The organism is Micromonospora sp. H33, assembly GCF_052068455.1.
GTDB lineage: Bacteria > Actinomycetota > Actinomycetes > Mycobacteriales > Micromonosporaceae > Micromonospora.
On sequence record NZ_JBQHDE010000007.1, the window covers coordinates 216,613 to 234,299 of the forward strand.

16 protein-coding genes are annotated in these 17,687 nt (G+C 69.0%); 7 read left to right on the top strand and 9 right to left on the bottom strand.

What is annotated here, in order from left to right; all coding sequences use genetic code 11:
* The first annotated feature begins 42 nt into the window (after positions 1-42).
* Positions 43-573 carry a DUF2269 domain-containing protein gene (locus ACTMS0_RS18130; protein WP_441156389.1) on the top strand — a complete coding sequence of 177 codons (531 nt, stop codon included), beginning with the start codon at positions 43-45 and terminating at the stop codon, positions 571-573.
* A gap of 690 nt (positions 574-1,263) precedes the next feature.
* Here ACTMS0_RS18130 and ACTMS0_RS18135 read toward each other — a convergent pair.
* Entirely contained in the window at positions 1,264-3,189 is a 1,926-nt protein-coding gene (locus tag ACTMS0_RS18135; protein ID WP_441156390.1) for a heavy metal translocating P-type ATPase, read from the bottom strand.
* Between the two features lie 597 nt (positions 3,190-3,786).
* Between ACTMS0_RS18135 and ACTMS0_RS18140 the strand changes: the two genes are divergently transcribed.
* Positions 3,787-5,364: a multicopper oxidase family protein gene (locus ACTMS0_RS18140; protein WP_441156462.1), complete on the top strand. Its 1,578-nt coding sequence runs from the start codon at positions 3,787-3,789 to the stop codon at positions 5,362-5,364.
* An 86-nt stretch (positions 5,365-5,450) separates the two neighbouring features.
* Here the strand turns inward: ACTMS0_RS18140 and ACTMS0_RS18145 are convergent, their stop codons facing one another.
* The gene (locus tag ACTMS0_RS18145; protein ID WP_441156391.1) at positions 5,451-6,341 is read right to left on the bottom strand and encodes a peptidase M23; all 891 of its coding nucleotides are present in this window, start codon (positions 6,339-6,341) and stop codon (positions 5,451-5,453) included.
* 651 nt (positions 6,342-6,992) lie between these two features.
* Between ACTMS0_RS18145 and ACTMS0_RS18150 the strand changes: the two genes are divergently transcribed.
* The 3 genes from ACTMS0_RS18150 to ACTMS0_RS18160 all read left to right on the top strand — a co-directional run bounded on the left by ACTMS0_RS18150 (position 6,993) and on the right by ACTMS0_RS18160 (position 9,873).
* Complete coding sequence (locus ACTMS0_RS18150) at positions 6,993-7,640, top strand: C39 family peptidase (protein WP_441156463.1); 648 nt, start codon at positions 6,993-6,995, stop codon at positions 7,638-7,640.
* 171 nt (positions 7,641-7,811) lie between these two features.
* Positions 7,812-9,026, top strand: coding sequence for a D-alanyl-D-alanine carboxypeptidase family protein (locus tag ACTMS0_RS18155; protein ID WP_441156464.1), 1,215 nt, complete (start codon positions 7,812-7,814; stop codon positions 9,024-9,026).
* A 298-nt stretch (positions 9,027-9,324) separates the two neighbouring features.
* Positions 9,325-9,873 (top strand): DUF4396 domain-containing protein, encoded by a 549-nt coding sequence (locus ACTMS0_RS18160; protein WP_441156392.1) that lies wholly within the window; start codon positions 9,325-9,327, stop codon positions 9,871-9,873.
* A 56-nt stretch (positions 9,874-9,929) separates the two neighbouring features.
* Here ACTMS0_RS18160 and ACTMS0_RS18165 read toward each other — a convergent pair whose 3' ends face one another.
* The 4 genes from ACTMS0_RS18165 to map all read right to left on the bottom strand — a co-directional run bounded on the left by ACTMS0_RS18165 (position 9,930) and on the right by map (position 12,906).
* Entirely contained in the window at positions 9,930-10,412 is a 483-nt protein-coding gene (locus tag ACTMS0_RS18165; protein WP_441156393.1) for an AAA family ATPase, read from the bottom strand.
* A gap of 6 nt (positions 10,413-10,418) precedes the next feature.
* Positions 10,419-11,219: an SDR family oxidoreductase gene (locus ACTMS0_RS18170; RefSeq protein WP_441156394.1), complete on the bottom strand. Its 801-nt coding sequence runs from the start codon at positions 11,217-11,219 to the stop codon at positions 10,419-10,421.
* A 21-nt stretch (positions 11,220-11,240) separates the two neighbouring features.
* The gene (locus ACTMS0_RS18175) at positions 11,241-11,660 is read right to left on the bottom strand and encodes an OsmC family protein (protein ID WP_441156395.1); all 420 of its coding nucleotides are present in this window, start codon (positions 11,658-11,660) and stop codon (positions 11,241-11,243) included.
* 427 nt (positions 11,661-12,087) lie between these two features.
* The gene (gene map / locus ACTMS0_RS18180) at positions 12,088-12,906 is read right to left on the bottom strand and encodes a type I methionyl aminopeptidase (RefSeq protein ID WP_441156396.1); all 819 of its coding nucleotides are present in this window, start codon (positions 12,904-12,906) and stop codon (positions 12,088-12,090) included.
* Between the two features lie 89 nt (positions 12,907-12,995).
* Between map and ACTMS0_RS18185 the strand changes: the two genes are divergently transcribed.
* A complete protein-coding gene (locus ACTMS0_RS18185; protein ID WP_089011556.1) occupies positions 12,996-13,262 on the top strand; it encodes a helix-turn-helix domain-containing protein in 267 nt (88 codons plus the stop codon).
* 85 nt (positions 13,263-13,347) lie between these two features.
* Here ACTMS0_RS18185 and ACTMS0_RS18190 read toward each other — a convergent pair whose 3' ends face one another.
* The 3 genes from ACTMS0_RS18190 to ACTMS0_RS18200 form a co-directional block, all read right to left on the bottom strand.
* Positions 13,348-14,526 (bottom strand): low temperature requirement protein A, encoded by a 1,179-nt coding sequence (locus tag ACTMS0_RS18190; RefSeq protein ID WP_441156397.1) that lies wholly within the window; start codon positions 14,524-14,526, stop codon positions 13,348-13,350.
* A 143-nt stretch (positions 14,527-14,669) separates the two neighbouring features.
* Positions 14,670-15,983, bottom strand: a complete 1,314-nt coding sequence (locus ACTMS0_RS18195) for a low temperature requirement protein A (protein WP_441156398.1) — start codon at positions 15,981-15,983, stop codon at positions 14,670-14,672.
* A gap of 143 nt (positions 15,984-16,126) precedes the next feature.
* Positions 16,127-16,846, bottom strand: a complete 720-nt coding sequence (locus tag ACTMS0_RS18200; protein WP_441156399.1) for a hypothetical protein — start codon at positions 16,844-16,846, stop codon at positions 16,127-16,129.
* Positions 16,847-16,934: 88 nt separating this feature from the next.
* Between ACTMS0_RS18200 and ACTMS0_RS18205 the strand changes: the two genes are divergently transcribed.
* Positions 16,935-17,612, top strand: a complete 678-nt coding sequence (locus tag ACTMS0_RS18205; RefSeq protein WP_441156465.1) for a TetR family transcriptional regulator C-terminal domain-containing protein — start codon at positions 16,935-16,937, stop codon at positions 17,610-17,612.
* The last annotated feature ends 75 nt before the right edge of the window (positions 17,613-17,687 follow it).

The following is a 17,687-nucleotide window of genomic DNA, read 5'->3' on the forward strand; positions in this document are numbered from 1 at the left end:
CACGGTCCTGGCAGACATCTTCCGGGCGGACGGTGACGTGTGTTGCGGCAGCGCTTCCGCAAGGCGGCGTTGACCGTGCATGTGGTCACGTCGTTGGGGTGGCTCGGCGCGGTGGTCGTCTTTCTCGTCTTGGCCCTGGTGGCGCTACGCAGCGAGGACGCCATGGTGACGCGTGCTGGATATCTGGCGATGGATCTGTCCGTCCGGTTTGCGATCGTTCCTCTCGCGGTCGCGTCGCTGCTGAGCGGTGTGGTGTCGTCACTCGTGTCGCCGTGGGGCTTGGTGCGTCACTGGTGGGTGCTGATCAAGTTGGCGTTGATTGTGGTGGCCACGCTGGTGCTGCTGCTCCAGCTTGAGCCGCTTGCCGCGCTCGCCGATGCCGCGATGACCTCCGCACCCGTACCCCGTGGGCACTGGCGCGAGGTGCTGGTCTCGCTGGTGGTGCACGCGGTTGGCGGCCTGGTGATCCTGCTGACCGCGACGGTGTTGGCGGTCTACAAGCCGCGGGGCGTGACGGGTTTCGGTCGTCGTCGGGCGCCGTCGCCGGCAAGGGTCGAGGCGTCTCACCGGTGAAGGGCTGCCGGCCGGAGCCCTGCCTGTGGGAGCGGGATCGGCTCGGGCGGCGCGCTCGGTTGATGATCAGCTGATGGTGGCGAGCAGGTCCCGGCCTGCTTTGTTCGCAGGACCGGTACACCTCTGCGCAGACTCGATCGCCGATGTCCGCGCTGCGGTCGAGAAGGCCGGCTACCAGCTCGTCAGCTGACGGCAGCCCCGGCCACACTCAGGTCCGAGGACGTCCCGGAGATGCTTCCGCCGCGCCTCCGGGACGTCCTGGCCCGAACGGTTGACGCCTCGCCGCGATGGGTCAGACGCAAAACGAGATTGTCGCCACGACGCTGACCAGGGCCGGCGCGGAAACCGCGGCCAGCGGAAGCAGCAGGCGCGTTCGCATGGTGCGAGTTCGGCAGGTGGTCTGCAGGTGGCGCAGCCGCAGTGGCACGTCCGCTCCCATTGACAGGCTGTGTGTGGGGCTCGACGCACTCGCGAGCGCGATCAACGCGGCGCGGACAGCGGAGGTGCCGCAGGCGCGAACCGCAGCGGCGCCGCTACCGGCTCCCCCCTGTCGGTAGGTCGCGCTGACGACCGGCCGCGGCGAGAAGGGCTCGTACCGACGCCAGCAGACACAACCCGTCAACCGCCCATCCCTGCATGGTTCCGTGGTGAGGTGGTGGCGGCCCGAGCTGGGCCGCCACCACCTTGTTGTCAGGTCCGCGGAGTCAGGCGGACCCGTCGTAGCAGCTGGGCGTTGAGCGCTACCACGATCGTGGAGACCGACATCAGCACCGCGCCGACGGCCGGGCTGAGGCTGATCCCGGCCCAGGCGAGGACGCCAGCAGCGAGCGGGATAGCCACGACGTTGTAGCCGGCCGCCCAGGCCAGGTTTTGGATCATCTTCCGGTACGACGCTCGGGACAGGCGGATCACACCGGTGACGCCGCGCGGGTCCGAGGAGGCGAGGATGACCCCGGCGGACTCGATCGCCACGTCCGTGCCGGCGCCGATGGCGAGTCCGACGTCGGCGCGAGCCAGGGCAGGCGCGTCGTTGACGCCGTCCCCGACCATCGCGACCGTGAGCCCCCGGGCCTGCAGGTCCGCGACCGCCTGGTCCTTGTCGGCAGGCAGCACCTCGGCGAAGACCTCGTCCACGCCGGGTCGGAAACCGAGGTCGGCGGCGACAGCTTCGGCGACTGGCCGCGCGTCGCCGGTGATCATGACGATCTTCCGCACACCCTGCTCGCGTAGCTCGAGGATGGCCTCGCGGGCCTCGGGACGGATTTCGTCCTCCAGGGCGAACGCCCCGACCGCCTCCGCCGGCGCGCCGTCAGAGAGGCGGACCAGGTGCAGCACGGCGGCGCCCCGTGCCGACCAGCCCTGTGCGACGCTGACCAGCTCGTCCGGCACGGTGGCCTGCACCTCGCGAAGCAGGGCGGGACCGCCCACGGCATAAGTGGTGCCGTCCACGACCGCCTGCACGCCTCGGCCGGTCAGCGACCGGAAGTCGCGAGCGCTCGCCCGCAGCCCCCGGTCCCTCGCGACAGCCACCAGCGCCTTGGCGAGGGGGTGCTCGCTGTCGGCCTCGACCGCGCCGGCGATGCGCAGCACCTCCTCCTCGGTGGTGCCGCCTGCGGCAGCCGTGGCGGTGACCGTGTGCGCGCCCTTGGTCAGCGTGCCGGTCTTGTCGAACAGCACCGCGTCGACGGTGCGCATCCGCTCGAGGGCGAGGCGGTCCTTGACCAGGATGCCGGCCTTGGCCGATACCGCGGTCGACAGCGCGATCACCAGTGGAATGGCCAGCCCGAGGGCGTGCGGGCAAGCGATCACCAGCACAGTCACCGTGCGGACCACCGACTGGTCGAGATCGCCCAGCGCCCACCAGGCGCCGAAGGTGACCAGCGCGGCGGCGGCGGCCACGTAGAAGAGCATCGCGGCGAACCGGTCGGCGAGCACCTGTGCGCGGCCACTGGACGCCTGCGCCTGCGCAACCAGCCGCCCGATCCCCGCCAACGCCGTGTCATCACCGACGGCATCGACCCGGACCCGCAGCGCGGAGTCGGTGGCCACCGTGCCGGCCACCACGCGGTCGCCGACGCCGCGCGGCACCGGTCGGGACTCCCCCGTGATCATCGACTCGTCCAGCTCGGCGGCCCCCTCGACAATCCGACCGTCGGCGGGCACCCGCCCGCCGGAACGGACCAGCACCACGTCGCCCACCCTCAGTTCGGCCACTGGCACCCGGGTCACGGTGCCGCCGTCGTCGAGGCGCTCGGCGTCGTCAGGCAACAGCGCGGCAAGGGCGGCGAGGGCGCCCTGCGCCTGACCGATCGCCTTCATCTCTTGCCAGTGCCCCAGCAGCATGATGGTCACCAGCGCGGCGAGCTCCCACCAGAAATCCAGATCGAAAGCGCCGAGGCTGGTCGCCAGCGAGGCCGCGTAGGCGACCGTGATCGCCATCGAGATCAGCAGCATCATTCCCGGCGCCCGGTCCCGGACCTCGCGGACGCCGCCGACCAGGAACGGCCAGCCACCGTAGAAGAAGACCACCGACCCGAGTACCGGGCCGACCAGCCCCATGCCGGGGAAGTCCAGGGAGTAGCCGAACCAGTCCATCACCATGTGGCTGGTCGCCACGATCGGCAGCGTCAGGGCAAGGCTGAGCCAGAACTTGTGGCGGAACTGCTCCGGGTCGTGGCCGGCGTGCTTGTCATGCCCGCCGTGTCCCCCGTGCCCCGCATGGCTGGTGTGAGCCGCCTGGTGAGGCCCGTGGTGGCCACCGGAGCGTTTGCTCTGCTGCCCCCGTTGCGCCGTCCCGGCGGAGTGGTGGGAGTCGTGTTCGTGATGCTCTGCGCGGGGTTGTGGAGTCGCTGCGTTCGGAGCGGCCCCATGGTGCATGGCCGTGCGGCGATCCTGGCCGTGGTGGCCTCGTCCCTGCGTCGTGTCATCGAAGCCGATCGCGTTCTCGTGTGTCATGCCGTCCACCTCCACGCAGCACCATATACCCCGGGGGGGTATGTGCCAAGTACCCGTACCCCCCAGGGGTTAGCGCCTCTGGGCGCGGCCGGCCTCGCCCGCTCGACGCAGGCAGTGATGTCGGCCGTCGGGCAACCCGAACAGGGCAACAATCGGCCGAAACAGCCTGCAAGCCCGGTTCACCTGAACAAAATCCACCATGGCGGACAGTGCAGGACCGCTTCCCACCCGGGCCGCCCGATCAGCCGAGGAGCCGTCATGAGACCGACGATCAGTCGCCGCCAGATGCTGGCTGGGTTGGTGGGGGCGGTGGGTCTTGTCGGCATCGGCACCGCGGGGAATGGGCGACGGCCGCAACTGGGGGCGACGGAGGTCGACCTGGTTGACGGCAGGGATGGCAGCCGCGGCGGTGCCGCGACCCTACGGGCCCGACCGGTCACCGTCGACCTTGGCGGGCCGCAGGTCCGGACGTGGGGCTATGCCGAGGACCTGCCGGGTCCGCTCCTTCGGGCCCGGGCCGGCGAGCTGTTGCGGGTGGATCTGGTCAACGACCTACCGGCGGACACCAGCGTGCACTGGCACGGCATCGCGCTGCGCAACGACATGGACGGTGTGCCCGGCCTGACTCAATCACCAGTCGGTCCGGGGCGCCGGCACAGCTACCAGTTCACGGTGCCCGACCCCGGCACGTACTTCTACCACCCGCACTCTGGGCTGCAGCTGGACCGGGCGCTGTACGGCGTCCTGGTGGTCGACGACCCGCAGGAGACCGGCCGCTACGACCACGAGTGGATCGTGGTGCTCGACGACTGGATCGACGGTACCGGCCGCACCCCGGACGACGTGCTCGCGGCGCTGCGCGAGACGGGCGGCCATGGCGACATGCCGGGCATGGATCACGAAGGGACGCACGGCCAGGGTGATCGTGGCGCGTCCGACGCGGCGAACGGCGACAGCCGGGGCGCAGGCGGGCACGGCGGCATGGACGCCACCGACGCTGGCGGTCACGCAGATATGGCCGGGATGGAGATGATGACATCTCCCCTGCTCGGCGGGGCCGGCGATGTCTCGTACCCGCACCACCTGGTCAACGGTCGCGTCCCCGCGGCAGCCAGGACCTTCCGGGCCCGGCCCGGTGAGCGAGCCCGGATCAGGATCATCAACGCTGGCTCGGACACCGCATACCGGGTAGCCCTGGCCGGACACCGGCTCACGGTGACGCATACCGACGGGTTCCCGGTCCAGCCGGTCGAGACTGACGCACTGCTGCTCGGCATGGGCGAACGCGTTGACGTCACGGTGGAGCTGGACGACGGGGTCTTCCCGCTGGTCGCCAATGCGGAAGGAAAGGCCGGACAGGGGATGGCGGTGGTGCGGACCGGCGCCGGCGCGACGCCACCGGCGACGGTGCGGCCAGCTGAGATGGACCGCCGGGTGCTGGACTCGGCGACCCTGCGGGCGTCCGACAGTGTGGTGCTGGCCGACCGGCAGCCGGACCGGGTGCACCGGCTGGAGTTGGGCGGGACGATGACGCCCTACCGATGGACCATCAACGGGGCAACCTTCCCCGACGTTGAGCCGCTGCCGGTCGAGCAGGGTGAGCGGGTGCGGCTGGAATTCGTTAACCGCAGCGACATGTTCCACCCCATGCACCTGCACGGCCACACCTTCGCCATGACCGGGGGTGGTGCCCGCAAGGACACCGTGATCGTTGTTCCCGACCGGATCGTTACCGTCGACTTCGACGCCGACAACCCGGGCCGCTGGATGGCGCACTGCCACAACGCCTACCACGCGGAGACCGGGATGATGGCCACGCTCACCTACCGGGCCTGAACGCTTGCGAATGGCCCGCATCGACGTCTGGCACGCCCCGGCGTCGCGCTCCTTGGCGGGCCGAGGACGGAACGTCGGTGGCCGGGTCAGGAAAGGACGGCGTCTACGACCTCGGTGGCCCGCCACTCGTGCTGGGCGTACAGCCACGGGAACGCCGACACCTGCACCGCCTGCGCCGCGACGGTCAGCGGGAGGTCCTGCCATCCCGGAATCGCCAGGAGAGCAGTGAGGAACTGTCGGGTCGCGAACTCCGGCTTCATCAGGTCCCGCACAGGGCCCCAGCCGGTGCTGGGCCGCTGCTGGAACAGCCCCACGGAGTCGTGGTCCCAGCCGATGGCCTGGTGCGGGTAGTTCTGCGACTCGGGCAGCACGCCGCTGGCGTAGTTGTAGAGGTTGCTCTCCTGCATCGCGGTGGCCACCGCGATCACCAGCGCCTGGCGCGGTACGTCCATCTCCTGGCCGGTGCGCACGATCCTCTTGGCGTTGTCCATCTGGGCCTGGTCAAGCCCGGCTACCGGCCGAACCCGCTTGGGCTTGGGCCTGGGCTTCGGCGTCGCCTTCACCTTGGTCGTCGGTGCGCTCGTCGACGAAGGAGAGATTTCAGGGACGGGGGATTCGGTGACCGGGGCGGCCGGCTGGCGTGCCAGCCCGCGGGAGGCGGCGTCCGCTTCCGCCCGTTGGGCGATCTCGGCACGCTGGTCAGGCGTGAGCGACTCGCCGGCCGGGTCGGCTGCGATCAGGGTCACCCCCAAAAGCCCGAGGCAGCACGCGGTACCGGCGGCTACCGCCAATCGGGTACGGCCAGGTCGAGCGGCGGAGGGGTTACTGCCGCGGGCGAGGCGGGCAAGCCACGCCCCGACTGTGGTGGGTCGCGCCTGCATCTGGCCGGCTGTCCGGTCGGTGGAGGCGATATCGTCCGAACGGTCAGCCGGGTCGCCGGGGCTATTCGGGTCGTCGAGGTTGCCGTCGTTACGCATTCGACGACACTAGGCACGAGCAGCACCGATCACCCATGGTGATTTAGTGGTGACGCTCACACTTTGCGGCGCTGCAACGGGCGAATCAGGGCGGCCGAGGCATGTTCGGCAAGGGGCCCGGCAATTCTGACCTATCGCCGATATCCCTCGCGCCGATCCTCATGAGGCAGGAACGGCACGCACGGCAAACCGGTATCACCTGATCCACTAACTCCGCCTTTCGGAGGATATGGAGTTCATCCTGCTATGGGTGTATCGATAGCCAATCAGGCATCCTCTCCATTTGATCATCCTTCTGCACCGCCGGGCGCCGTCCGATTCCTGCCGCCTGCGTGCAACACACGTTGACGCCGAGGAAGCCGATTGCGCTGCGGCCCTAACCGCACCGCCAGCTCATACGATCCGCCGCCGGATAGGTCCGTTCCGGCCGCTGGTCGTGGCGGCCATTCTCCTCCTACTCGCACACCGACGCAGCGTTTTGACCGAACCGGGTCGGGTAACCGTCACTGGAGAGCCCGGTAGCCGGTCGCGAGTACGGCAAGCCGGGCGTGTTTGTGCGAGGCGCCGACGGTGTACCGCGGGTGTCCTCCGTTTTCCCGCGGTGCATGCGCCTTCGATTCTCGAGGCGCCGAACCCGATGGGAGCTTCATGATGAACCCGATTGCCCGCAAGAGCGCTGCTTCTGTGGCTGGTCTCCTGGTCGCCGGTGGCGTCCTCGCCGGTCCGGCGACGGCCACCCAGGCCAGCCCGACCGAGAGCACCCTGGCCGTAGCGCCGCAGCCCACGCCTCCGGCCGAGGGCAAGCGAGTGCTCGAGCATGACTACCAGAGACAGCCAAACGGCTACTACTGTGCGCCTGCGGCGACCCGGATGGCCCTGACCACCCAGGGCAAAACCCCCAGCCAGAAGGAGGTCGCCAAGAAGCTCGGCACCACCGTGGACGGCACGGACTCGGTCGACCAGACCACGCGGGTGCTCAACGAGGTGACCGGCGGCGGCTACGAAACCACCAAGATCAGCGAGGCCACCGCCAAGCCGGAACAGGTCGACAAGCTGCGCACCGACGTGGTCGAAGCGGTCGACGCCAAGCGCGGTGTGGTGGCCAATACCATCGGTACCGGCCTTGACACCGAAGGCGACCGGCATCCGTTCCCGGGCGGGCACTACGTGAGCGTGGTCGGGTACCGCGACGGTGGTGAGGAGATCAAGGTCGCCGACCCCTACGACCCGAAGGCGCACTACTGGATGAGCGACGACGAGCTCACCGACTGGATCGCCCAGCGCGGTTACTCCAGCTGACCGCGCCACACCGACCGCGACCCGGGGCGAGAAAAGGGGCCCCGGGCCGCAGCCGTGGCACGCGCGGCCCGTGGCGTCTCATCTCGATGCCGCCGAGATGCATCGCGCAATTTCTGCAGATTCCGGAAAGGGCCTTATATCCCCAACCCCACCATGCCGGCCTCGCTGAGGATTACCGTACTCAGCGTGGCCACCTCTCGCATTCTCGGCGTCACGCTCGGCCTCGTCCTGGTTGTGCCTGCTGTAGTGGTCGTGCCACCAACGCCGGCGAACGCCGCGCCGTCCATACCGTGCCCGAGAGCGCAGCCGCCGGTACCCCCACCGGCCACACCGTCGCCGCCGGCGGTCGACCCCGCCCACCGCAAGGTGGGCGGGGATCCGCTGGCTACGTCAGGGTTGGCGATCCCCGAGGGTGCGCCGATGGCACCGGCCGTGACCGCCACGGCCTGGGTGGTGGCGGACCTGAACAGTGGCGAGGTGCTTGGTGGGTGCGCCCCACACGATCGCCGCACGCCGGCCAGTGTGCAGAAGCTGCTGTTGGCCGCGGCGCTGATGCCCCGCCTCGACCCGGAGCAGGTCGTCGAGGTGAAGCGGGAAGATCTGGCCGACCTCGACCCGGCCAGCTCGTTGATGGGGGTGGTCGAGGGGGGCCGGTACTCGATCGAGAACCTATGGCTGGGGCTTCTCATGAGGTCGGGGAACGACGCGGCCAACGTGCTGGCCCGCGTCGGCGGCGGCGAGAGAGGCAGGCAGGGCGGCGTCGACGCGATGAACGACGAAGCCGGCCGGATGCGAGCGAACCAGTCCCACGCCGCGACGCCGTCGGGACTTGATGGACCTGGTCAGTTCACGAGTGCGTACGACCTCGCGCTCATCGCACGGGCCACCTTCGCCCGCGAAGACTTCCGGCGATACATGGCGACCAGGGTGGCGCAGATACCAGCGCAGCAGGGACAGCCCGCCATCGAACTCGTCAACGACAACACGTTGCTGGACCGCTATCCGGGCATGCTTGGCGGGAAGACGGGCTTCACCTCACTCGCTCGCCAGACGTACGTCGGCGTGGCCGACCGCGAGGGCCGCCGCCTCGCGGTGACCCTCCTCGGCGCGGAGACCGCGCCGCTGGGCAGCCTGGGTGAGGCAATAGCCCTGCTCGACTGGGGCTTCGCTCTCGATCCCGAAGCATCTGTCGGCACCCTGGTCACAGGCGAAGCGGAGAAGTTGTCCCCATCGTTGTGGATGCTGACCGGCCTTGGCATCAGCGCCGTTCTCGCACTGGCCCTGGTCGTCGCGCGTCCCTGGCGGCGCATAGGTGCACGCGGACAACGCCGCCGGAGTGGAGCCCCTGCCCCGCATGCGTTCCCGGACAACGGTCCGCTGCCCTAAGGATCGCAAGGTCAACGCCGTCGTGGCGGCACCTGGTCGTACCGACGATTGTCGGCTCTGGGCTGGCCTCGACGCGAGCCAAAGGTGCTGTGGCCGACCGCCCGGGAGCCGGCAGTGCAGACGGACGGGCTAAATGGTCGTCCCCGCAGCGTCAGTTCTGTCGCAGAGGTAAGAGTCCTCTCCACGGCGCGCCGGACGCATACCTGCACGCTTTGCGGCTAAACGCACGACGCGGCACGACGCCGCCGTTACGGCAGCCGGGGCGAACGTACCGAGTGGCGTCAGCTAGGAGAAGAGCATGAACGGGCACGCCGATAAGGACACCGACCGGCAGGTCGAGCATCAGGCGAATGCCCAGCATCCGGTGCACGGCCACAACGTGGACCCGGACAGTGCCCAGGGTCGGCGCGAGCTGAACCGGCTCGCCGTAACGGCGACGGGGCACTGCCTAACCGGCTGCGCCATCGGTGAGGCCCTCGGCCTGGTCATCGGCACTGCGCTGAGCTGGCCCCACGTGTCCAGTATCGCGCTCGCAGTCGCGTTGGCGTTCGTGTTCGGTTACGGCTTGACCATCATTCCGGTGCTGCGCTCCGGCCTGGCGTTGGGTGCCGCCATCGGGGTCGCGTTCGCCGCCGACACCGTCTCGATCACCGTGATGGAGATCGTCGACAACCTGATCATGCTAGCCATCCCAGGTGCGATAGACGCCGGCCTGGACTCGTGGCTGTTCTGGGTGTCACTGGCCCTGGCCCTGGCGGTGGCGTTCGTCGCGACCGTGCCGGTAAACCGGACGCTGATCCGCCGCGGCAAGGGCCACGCCGTGGTGCACCGGCACCACCACCACTAGGCCGTGCCTCGAAGTCACGGCACGGCCGCCGGGACTTCGAGACACGGCCTCCGGTTTCAACGCTGTCGGCCTTCCTGAGGCATCGGCTCGACCCGGAACCCGCCCCTGCCGTCGAACCGGACTTCGTACAGCCGGTCGAATCCATCGACATACCGAGGACGCCGCAGCCGCTTGAGCGTGTCGTACACCCCAACGTCCGGCACCCGGCCCCGGTCCTCGCGCGCGGCATTCCGGTCGAGGGCCGCAGGCAGATCGGGCGGGAACCAGTATCCGACCGTCACCGCGCCGTGGACGCGGGCGGCCCCGATCAGCGGTTGCCACTCCTGAGGTGAGGGGTTGGTGTTGTCCACCACGACACAACGCCGCGCGGCCAGGGCCTCATGGACCAGACGCATCTGACGGCGCTGACGGTGGCGGGCGTTCCGGAAAGCGTCCTTGCTGACCACTAGGTGATTGTCAGCCAGCATCCGATGGCAGAAGGTGGTCTTGCCCGATGCCTGCAACCCGATCAGAATCGCCAGTTCCAGCCCGTCAACCACAGACCGTCACCGCCGGCCCCGGTACGAGCGACCGCGCACCTCAGGGTATCCGGCAAGGTACTCCGCGAATGTGATCTTCCCGATCGCCCGGTCGGGGGCGAGATGCGCGCCGGCCCGGTAGGCGCGGAAGGTCTTGCCCGGCAAGCGCACCGGTAGCACCAGCCGCCGGCGACCGGTCGCCTGAAGGTACGCGCGGGCGAGGTCACGCGCGTGGCGAACCTCGGGACCGGCGATGTCGGGCGCCCGTCCGAGCGCCTCGCCGACAGCAAGTTGCGCGAGCCGGTCGGCGACCTCGCCGACGGCGATGGGCTGGAAGGCGAAGTCGGGCACCGGCATCGCGGGTGCCGTGGCCGCCGCGGCGAACAGCGTGCGCAGCAGATCGTGGAACTGCGTGGCGCGCATGATGGTGTGGGGCAGGCCGGACTGCTGTACGAGGCGCTCCGCCGCCAGCTTCCCCTGGTAGTAGGGCAACGGCACCCGGTCGACGCCGACGATGGAGATGTAGAGCAGGTGCAGCGGTGTTCCGTTGCGGCGGGCCGCGTCGATGAGCGTACGAGCCAGTTGGGTCTCCGATCGCCGCCCGAACGCGGTCGCGCAGTGGACGATGCTGCCGACACCGACGGTGGCTTCCCGTACGCCGGATCCGGATCGCAGGTCGGCGGTCGCCCACGCGTACGGCGCGCGGTCGCCAGCCGGCCGGGGTCGGCGGCTCATCACCCGCACCTTCGCTCCGGCGTCGAGCAGCCGCTTGACCACCAGCCGGCCGAGGAGGCCGGTCCCACCGGTCACCAGGATCTGATCAGGCACGGACCATCTCCTTCCAGGTTGTCAGTCCCCGGTAGAAGCGGCAGCATCGACGATCGCGACGGGAGTGCCAAGTTCGACGGTACGGGAGACGGTGCAGAGCCGGTCGTGCGACTGCTGCAGCGACCGGGGCAGTGCCTCGCGCGCCCTGTCGCCGTCCGCGCCCACCGGGAACGTCACGGTGAACTCGACCTTGAGGTTCTGCATCCGGTTTCCTCCGGCCTCGTCCCGGATTTTGTCGCCAGTGACCTCAACGGAGAACTGAGTCGGCTCGGCGCGGCGGCTGGTGATGTGGTCCACGTCTATCGCGGTGCAACCGCCGATGGCCGCCAGGAGCAGTTCCACCGGCGTGAAACTGGCGTCCTCCCCCGCGCCCATCGACATCGATCCGCCGCGGACGTTCCGCACGACGTACTTCCCCACGCTGGTGCGCTCGATCTCCACCGAGCGGAAGGTGTCCTCACTCATGACAGCACGCTACCCAGGCCTTCTGGTCCCCGAGCCACCGGCCTGGCCGGCCGATCGGCCCATCCTCACCCGTCAAGTGACCGCCATATCAGGACAGCGTCGACCGGAAGTGCCGCGCTGGCGCGCTGTGGGCCGCCCACCTCGGTCTCAGCCGAAGGTTCGACCGGTGCGGCCCGGGCGGGAGATCCGTATTGACCTGCTGTGGCGGTGTGGTTTTGTCCGTGGACAGCAAGCAGCCACCGCCGAGTCTCGAAGGTTGTGTGGACCCGATGCGGCGGTGGCTGCCGCCGACAGAGTAGACAGCGATGGTCTGAGCTGGTCGGCGAGTTGATGGACACGATCGAGGCACGCTAAGGCCCCATGCCCGGAACGCCCTGAGTCACGCCCGAAGGCGGGCAGTGGGTCAGGAGGCTGTGGCGGGCTTTTTGGTGGGATCGGCCGAGGTGGCGCCGTGAGTGGGGCGGCGGGTCAGGATCTGGGGGCCGGAAGCCGTGATGGCGACTGTGTGTTCGGAGTGGGCGGTGCGGGAGCCGTCGGCGGAGCGGATCGTCCAGCCGTCGTTGTCGAACGTGATTTTGTCGGTGGAGCGGCAGAACCAGGGCTCGATGGCGATGGTGAGGCCGGGGTCGAGTTTCATGCCGCGGCGGGCGCGGCCGTGGTTGGAGACGTGCGGGGCCTCGTGCATGGTGCGGCCGATGCCGTGGCCGCCGAACTCGGCGTTGACGCCGTAGCCGTAGGAGTGGGCGACCTCGCCGATCGCGGCGGAGATGTCGCCGAGGCGGCCGCCGGGCTGGGCGGCGGTGATGCCGGCCTCCAGTGCGACCTCGGTGGCCTCGATCAGCTTCAGGTCGGCCGGGTCGGGGGTGCCGACGATGACGGAGAGCGCGGAGTCGGCGACCCAGCCGTCGATGCGGGCCGCCATGTCGATGCTGAGCAGGTCACCGTCCCGCAGGACATAGTCGTGCGGCAGGCCGTGCAGCACCGCGTCGTTGACCGACAGGCACAGCACGTTGCGGAACGGGCCGCGGCCGAACGAAGGGGCGTAGTCCCAGTAGCAGGATTCGGCGCCGCGTTCCTTGATCCGGCGGCGGGCGTGGTGTTCGAGGTCCATCAGGTTGACGCCGACTGCGGCGACACCGCTCAGCTCGGCGAGCAGCTCGCCGACGAACTGGCCGGTCACCGCCATCCGGCCGATCTCCTCGGCGGACTTGAGCTCGATCACGACAGCCTCCCTCTCCGGATGCCGTATTTTTATACCGGTATTTTTATACCACGCCGGGTCGGGGATGCCTGGAGGGATATCCTGCTGGCATGGTTCGCCAACCACTCACCGCCGAACAGATCGCAGCGGGCCAGCGCCTCGGAGCCGCCCTCCGGGCCGCGCGGGCCGGCCGTAGCCTCGTCGAGGTGGCCCTGGCAGCCGGCATCTCCCCCGAGACGCTGCGCAAGATCGAGGCGGGCCGCCTTCCCGCACCGGCGTTCGGCACTGTGGTCTGCCTCAGCCAGGCCCTCGACGTCCCCCTCAGCGACCTGGCCGACGTCTGGCTGGCCGACATGCCCATCCGCCAGGCGTCCTAGAGACCAGCCGCCCTAGTTACTCCAGCAGGAGATCCGTTTCAGGGCTCCGTGAGGGCTTGCCGGGTGTACCCCGAAAGCGCCGGTCCTACGGGTGACGCCGCCGGAACCAGGTTGCATCCTCGTCGGCCGGGCGTGGCTTTTCTGGCGGGCGGTGAGCAGAACGGCGGGCGTCGATAACGGCAATGGCGAGCAGGACCACGATGGCAGTGATCCCAGCGGCTAGCGGCGGAGCGGCCAGTAGTGGCGCACCGGCGGCCAAGAGAACGGCAATACCGACCCAGCGGCGTAGGGAGATTCTGGAGAAGACCGCCCGCTCTAAAGCAGCCCGTCCGACCATGTAGCAGGCTGGCCCGCCGAGGATCATGGCCAACCATGCGGGGTGGCTGTGCGATGAGGGGTAGCTCTGGATGATTTCGTGCCCGATCGCGGCGACCACAATTCCGAAAATCATCACCATGTGGGCGGAGGCAACGAATCGCCCCACGCCTGCCGGATCGCGGGCGGCTGCGACGGCATCGCCGAGCACCTGACCGGCGCGATGGAAGTAGATGCGCCATAACAGCACCACGGTGACGAACGTGACGAGCAATCCGATGCTCTCGTAGCCGCCGGCCCGACCTGATCCGCTGGCGTACGTGATGCCGACGGCGAGGATCGTCTCGCCGAGGGCGATCAGGAGCAGCTGCTGGTACCGGTCGGCGAGATGGTGGGGCGCGTGCGCCCACACCGTCGTCCTCCCGCGTCCCAGACGGGGTACCGGCCAGCCCAGCCGCGCCGAGCCGAAGTCGATGACGACTGCCAAAATCCACAGCAGCACCTGCGCCCGGACGGAGGTCAGCGCGCCGAGGATCCAGAACAGTCCACCGACGCTGGCCCAGACCGTGGCTCGGAAGTACAACCGGGCCAGCGCATGCCCGCCGAGGGCATAGCCGAATATCAATGGACGACCGACCTGGATGAATACGTATGCCAGCGCGAATGGAATGCGGTCGGCGGTAAAGGCGTGCGGCACACTCGTGCCCATGACCACCATCGCGAAGGCGGTGACCAGGATCGACCACTGCGTCCCGGTCGCCCGTGGGTCGAAGCGCGAGGTCATGTAGGCGGTGATCGTCCAGGTCCAGATCAATGGCGCGAACAGCAGCAGCGTACGGCCAACTGCGATCCACGGGGTGAACAGGCCCGAGCTGCCAAGGCCCGGCACCGCGCCGGCGACCACCTGGCTGAGGGCGAACACCATCATCAGGTCGAAGAACAGCTCCACGTACGTGGCTTGCTGTGAGCTCTCCGGACTACGCAGCAACCTGACGGCCCGGCCGCGACTCCGACGCCTCCGATCTCTCGCCACGTCCCCATCGAAGCCGAGCGCCACCGGCGGTGCGGCGACAACTGCAGATGAATCACCCCTCAACCCGGGTCGTGCCAGCGGGCCCGCCAGTCGGCCTCGTGTTTCTCGTAGGTGGTCTTCTCCTCGAAGACGGCGCTGAGCAGGGCTCGGCGGGCGTCCGCCATGACCACCATCTCGGTCGCCACCAGGCCGACGCAGATGGCCGTTAGCAGGGCGAGGGCCGCCATTGCGGGGAGGTGTGTGGCGAGGGGGATGGCGGCCGCGAGCACGAGCACGGTGCCGACGCGGGTCCAGGAGAGCGTGCCGAGGGTGCGCAGTTGGAACAGCATGCCGCCGACGAGGTAGACGATCACCCCGACGAACAGCAGCGGTACGCCCGGGCCGTGCGTCGGCTCGGTCAGGCTGATGGAGCGGTCGGCTATCTGCCGCACGATCTCCTCGGCTCCGAGGGCGAACAGGATGATCCCGCCGATCATGACGAGCTGGCAGTACGTGTAGGCGACCCGCGCCATGGCGACCCGGGAGCGCCCCTGCGCCGCGTGCTGGGCGATCCGGGCGGCCGGAGCGATGACGTCGAAGTGCGTCCACCACAGGGCGGCGGTGAAGAAGATGCCGAGCACCGCCGCCGCTACCGCCGGCCAGGTGACCGGCTCACCGAGCAGGTTGCCGCCGACGCCGACGGAGATGATCGACTCGCCGAGGGCGATGATGAGGATGAGGTCGTACCGTTCGGTCCAGTGCTCGGCGGAGGTCAACACCCAGCCCCACGCGCCGGCGACCAGGCTGGCGCCGTACTGCAACAGGACGACGGCGATCCAGAGCCCGTCGCGCACCATGTCGGCCAGCCACTGGTCGTCGATCTGCGGCGGGACCAGCGCGGCAGCCAGCAGCAGAAGGGTACTCAGCACCAGCTCAGGGGAGTACTTCAGCAACAGGCGACGCTCGCCGGGACTCTCCCCGGCGACGTGCCAGTACAGCAGCAGGTGCACGCCGCGCAGCACCACGTAGCTCACCGCGAGCACCACCGGTCCGACAGCCCACCGCACCGGGTCACCAAACGCCTGCGGCAGGGACAGCGCGAAGCAGAACAGCGCGGCCATCGCGACGACCATCAGCGCCGGGACGAAGCCCACGCCGAGTCGGATCCGGGTCGCGACCACGGTGTGCGTCACCCATACCCGCCAGAGCACGGCGAGGACCAGCATGCCGTGCAGCAGACTGTCGGCGGTGATGTTCACCGCGGTGGCCCGGGTGATGATGAAGAACGAGAAGACGAAGACCAGGTCGAAGAAGATCTCGAACCGGTCCACCCGGGTGCCGGGGGCTACCGGGACGGCCGGCCCCAGCCGCTCCGCCCACCGCCTGCCACCCACCGACCGAGTGTCGCAACGCACGAGCCCTGTCCGGGCGCGATTCGCGTCAGCCCGCGAGGCGGACACTGCCTGAGCCCAATAGTCGGCGGCGGATCCCCCCGACCGAGAGCCCATGGCCGGGGGGACAGCGGCGGTTTCAGGCGTCAGATGAACAGGACACTGTCGATGTCGATGGTGACGAGTTCGATATCACGCGCGACTGCTCCGTCTTCACCCAGTGGGTAGACGCGCCGCCGGGTCGGGACCATGATTCCGCCGAACTCCTTGTGGTCGGAGCAGTAGTGTGCGGCCGGCCCGGCGTTGATGACCTCGGCTGTGTAGTCATGCCTGCGCAGCAGCCCGTCCTGGTCGAAGTAGAACGTCTGTTCCCGGCAGTGGGTGGCGATGTGGTCGGGAAAGGTGACCTTGAGACGGTTCCAGGTCTGTCCCTCCTCTGTCACGGGGGGCAGGTCCTCGGTCTGGAAGTCGGGCGATGCGAAGGAGAACGGGGACGTCAGGTACGTCCACATGGCGTAGCCGGCGAAGTAGGCGACGTGCAGGTCGTCCCACGGGGTTTCGAGGACGTGGCCCGCGAAGGCGGCACGGGGGTTGAGGCGCTCGGCCTTCACCTCGCCGGTGTCGCTCTCCACGGCCACTCGCTGCGCAGTGAACGAGGTGTGCAGATCGGGTGCCTTGAATGGGTAGTGACTGGCGTGCTGTCGGCGCAGGTCGACTCGTACGCCAGCCTGGTCGAAAATCCCTTCGTGGCCCTTGATGGCCCACAGCGCTCCTCCCGACCGGAAGTGGACCGTGGCCGATCTGAACCCCTCGTAGCGGTCCAGGCCGCCGTGGGCCTTGATGACGGCGTTCGTAAGGTCGTTCACAACGAATCTCTCCTCGTGATGTAGGTCGGTCTGTTGCCTGGGGTGGGGGCAGTCCCACCAGGCGCTCCTCAGCCACGACAAGTTGAATATGACCGGTCGTCTTACCCGGGTCAACGAGAGCTGGATCACGGCACCGCGGGCTTGGTGCAGCGGAGACGACCGGTCATATTTGCACCGGAGGTGGTATGACTTGGCCAGGAAGAGCATGCGCGAAGAAATCGTCACGGCCGCGCTCGAGCGGTTCCATGCCCGCGGGTACAACGCCGCCGGCGTCAACGACATCACCCAGGCGGCCGGCGTACCGAAGGGGTCGTTCTACAACCACTTCGACAGCAAGGAAGCCCTCGCCATCGTGGCGCTCGAGCGGTACGGCGCCGGACGCCGGCTCGAGGACCTCACCGACAGCTCAGTCCCGCCGGTGCAGCGGCTCCGGGCACACTTCGAGTTCCTCCGCGACGAGGTCGTCCGACACGGGTACAACCGCGGCTGCTTGTACGGCAACTTCGGCACCGAGATCGTCGACCACCGTGACGCCATCCGAGATGCCGTACGGCACAGCCTCGACACGTGGGTTGACCTCGTCGCGACAACCCTGACCGAAGCGCAGCGTGCCGGGACGGTCCGCACCGACCTCGACCCCGAGGTCACCGCCGGCTTCCTCGTAAACGCCTGGGAAGGCACGCTCATCCGGGCACGCACCGACCGCTCCCCCGCCGCCTTCGACGCCTTCTTCTCGGTATTCGACACCCTGCTTGCGCCGGTCTGAAGCGTGCCGGTGTGGTGGCCGCCGGAGCCATGCACGCGCGGCCATGGCGAGGGTGAGATGGGCTTAAGCGCTCCT

Coding starts and splice junctions, on each gene's coding strand:
- ACTMS0_RS18140 (WP_441156462.1), top strand. CDS start 3,787: ATGAGACCGACGATCAGTCGCCGCCAGATGCTGGCTGGGTTGGTGGGG.
- ACTMS0_RS18145 (WP_441156391.1), bottom strand. CDS start 6,341: ATGCGTAACGACGGCAACCTCGACGACCCGAATAGCCCCGGCGACCCG.
- ACTMS0_RS18150 (WP_441156463.1), top strand. CDS start 6,993: ATGAACCCGATTGCCCGCAAGAGCGCTGCTTCTGTGGCTGGTCTCCTG.
- ACTMS0_RS18160 (WP_441156392.1), top strand. CDS start 9,325: ATGAACGGGCACGCCGATAAGGACACCGACCGGCAGGTCGAGCATCAG.
- ACTMS0_RS18185 (WP_089011556.1), top strand. CDS start 12,996: ATGGTTCGCCAACCACTCACCGCCGAACAGATCGCAGCGGGCCAGCGC.
- ACTMS0_RS18205 (WP_441156465.1), top strand. CDS start 16,935: ATGACCGGTCGTCTTACCCGGGTCAACGAGAGCTGGATCACGGCACCG.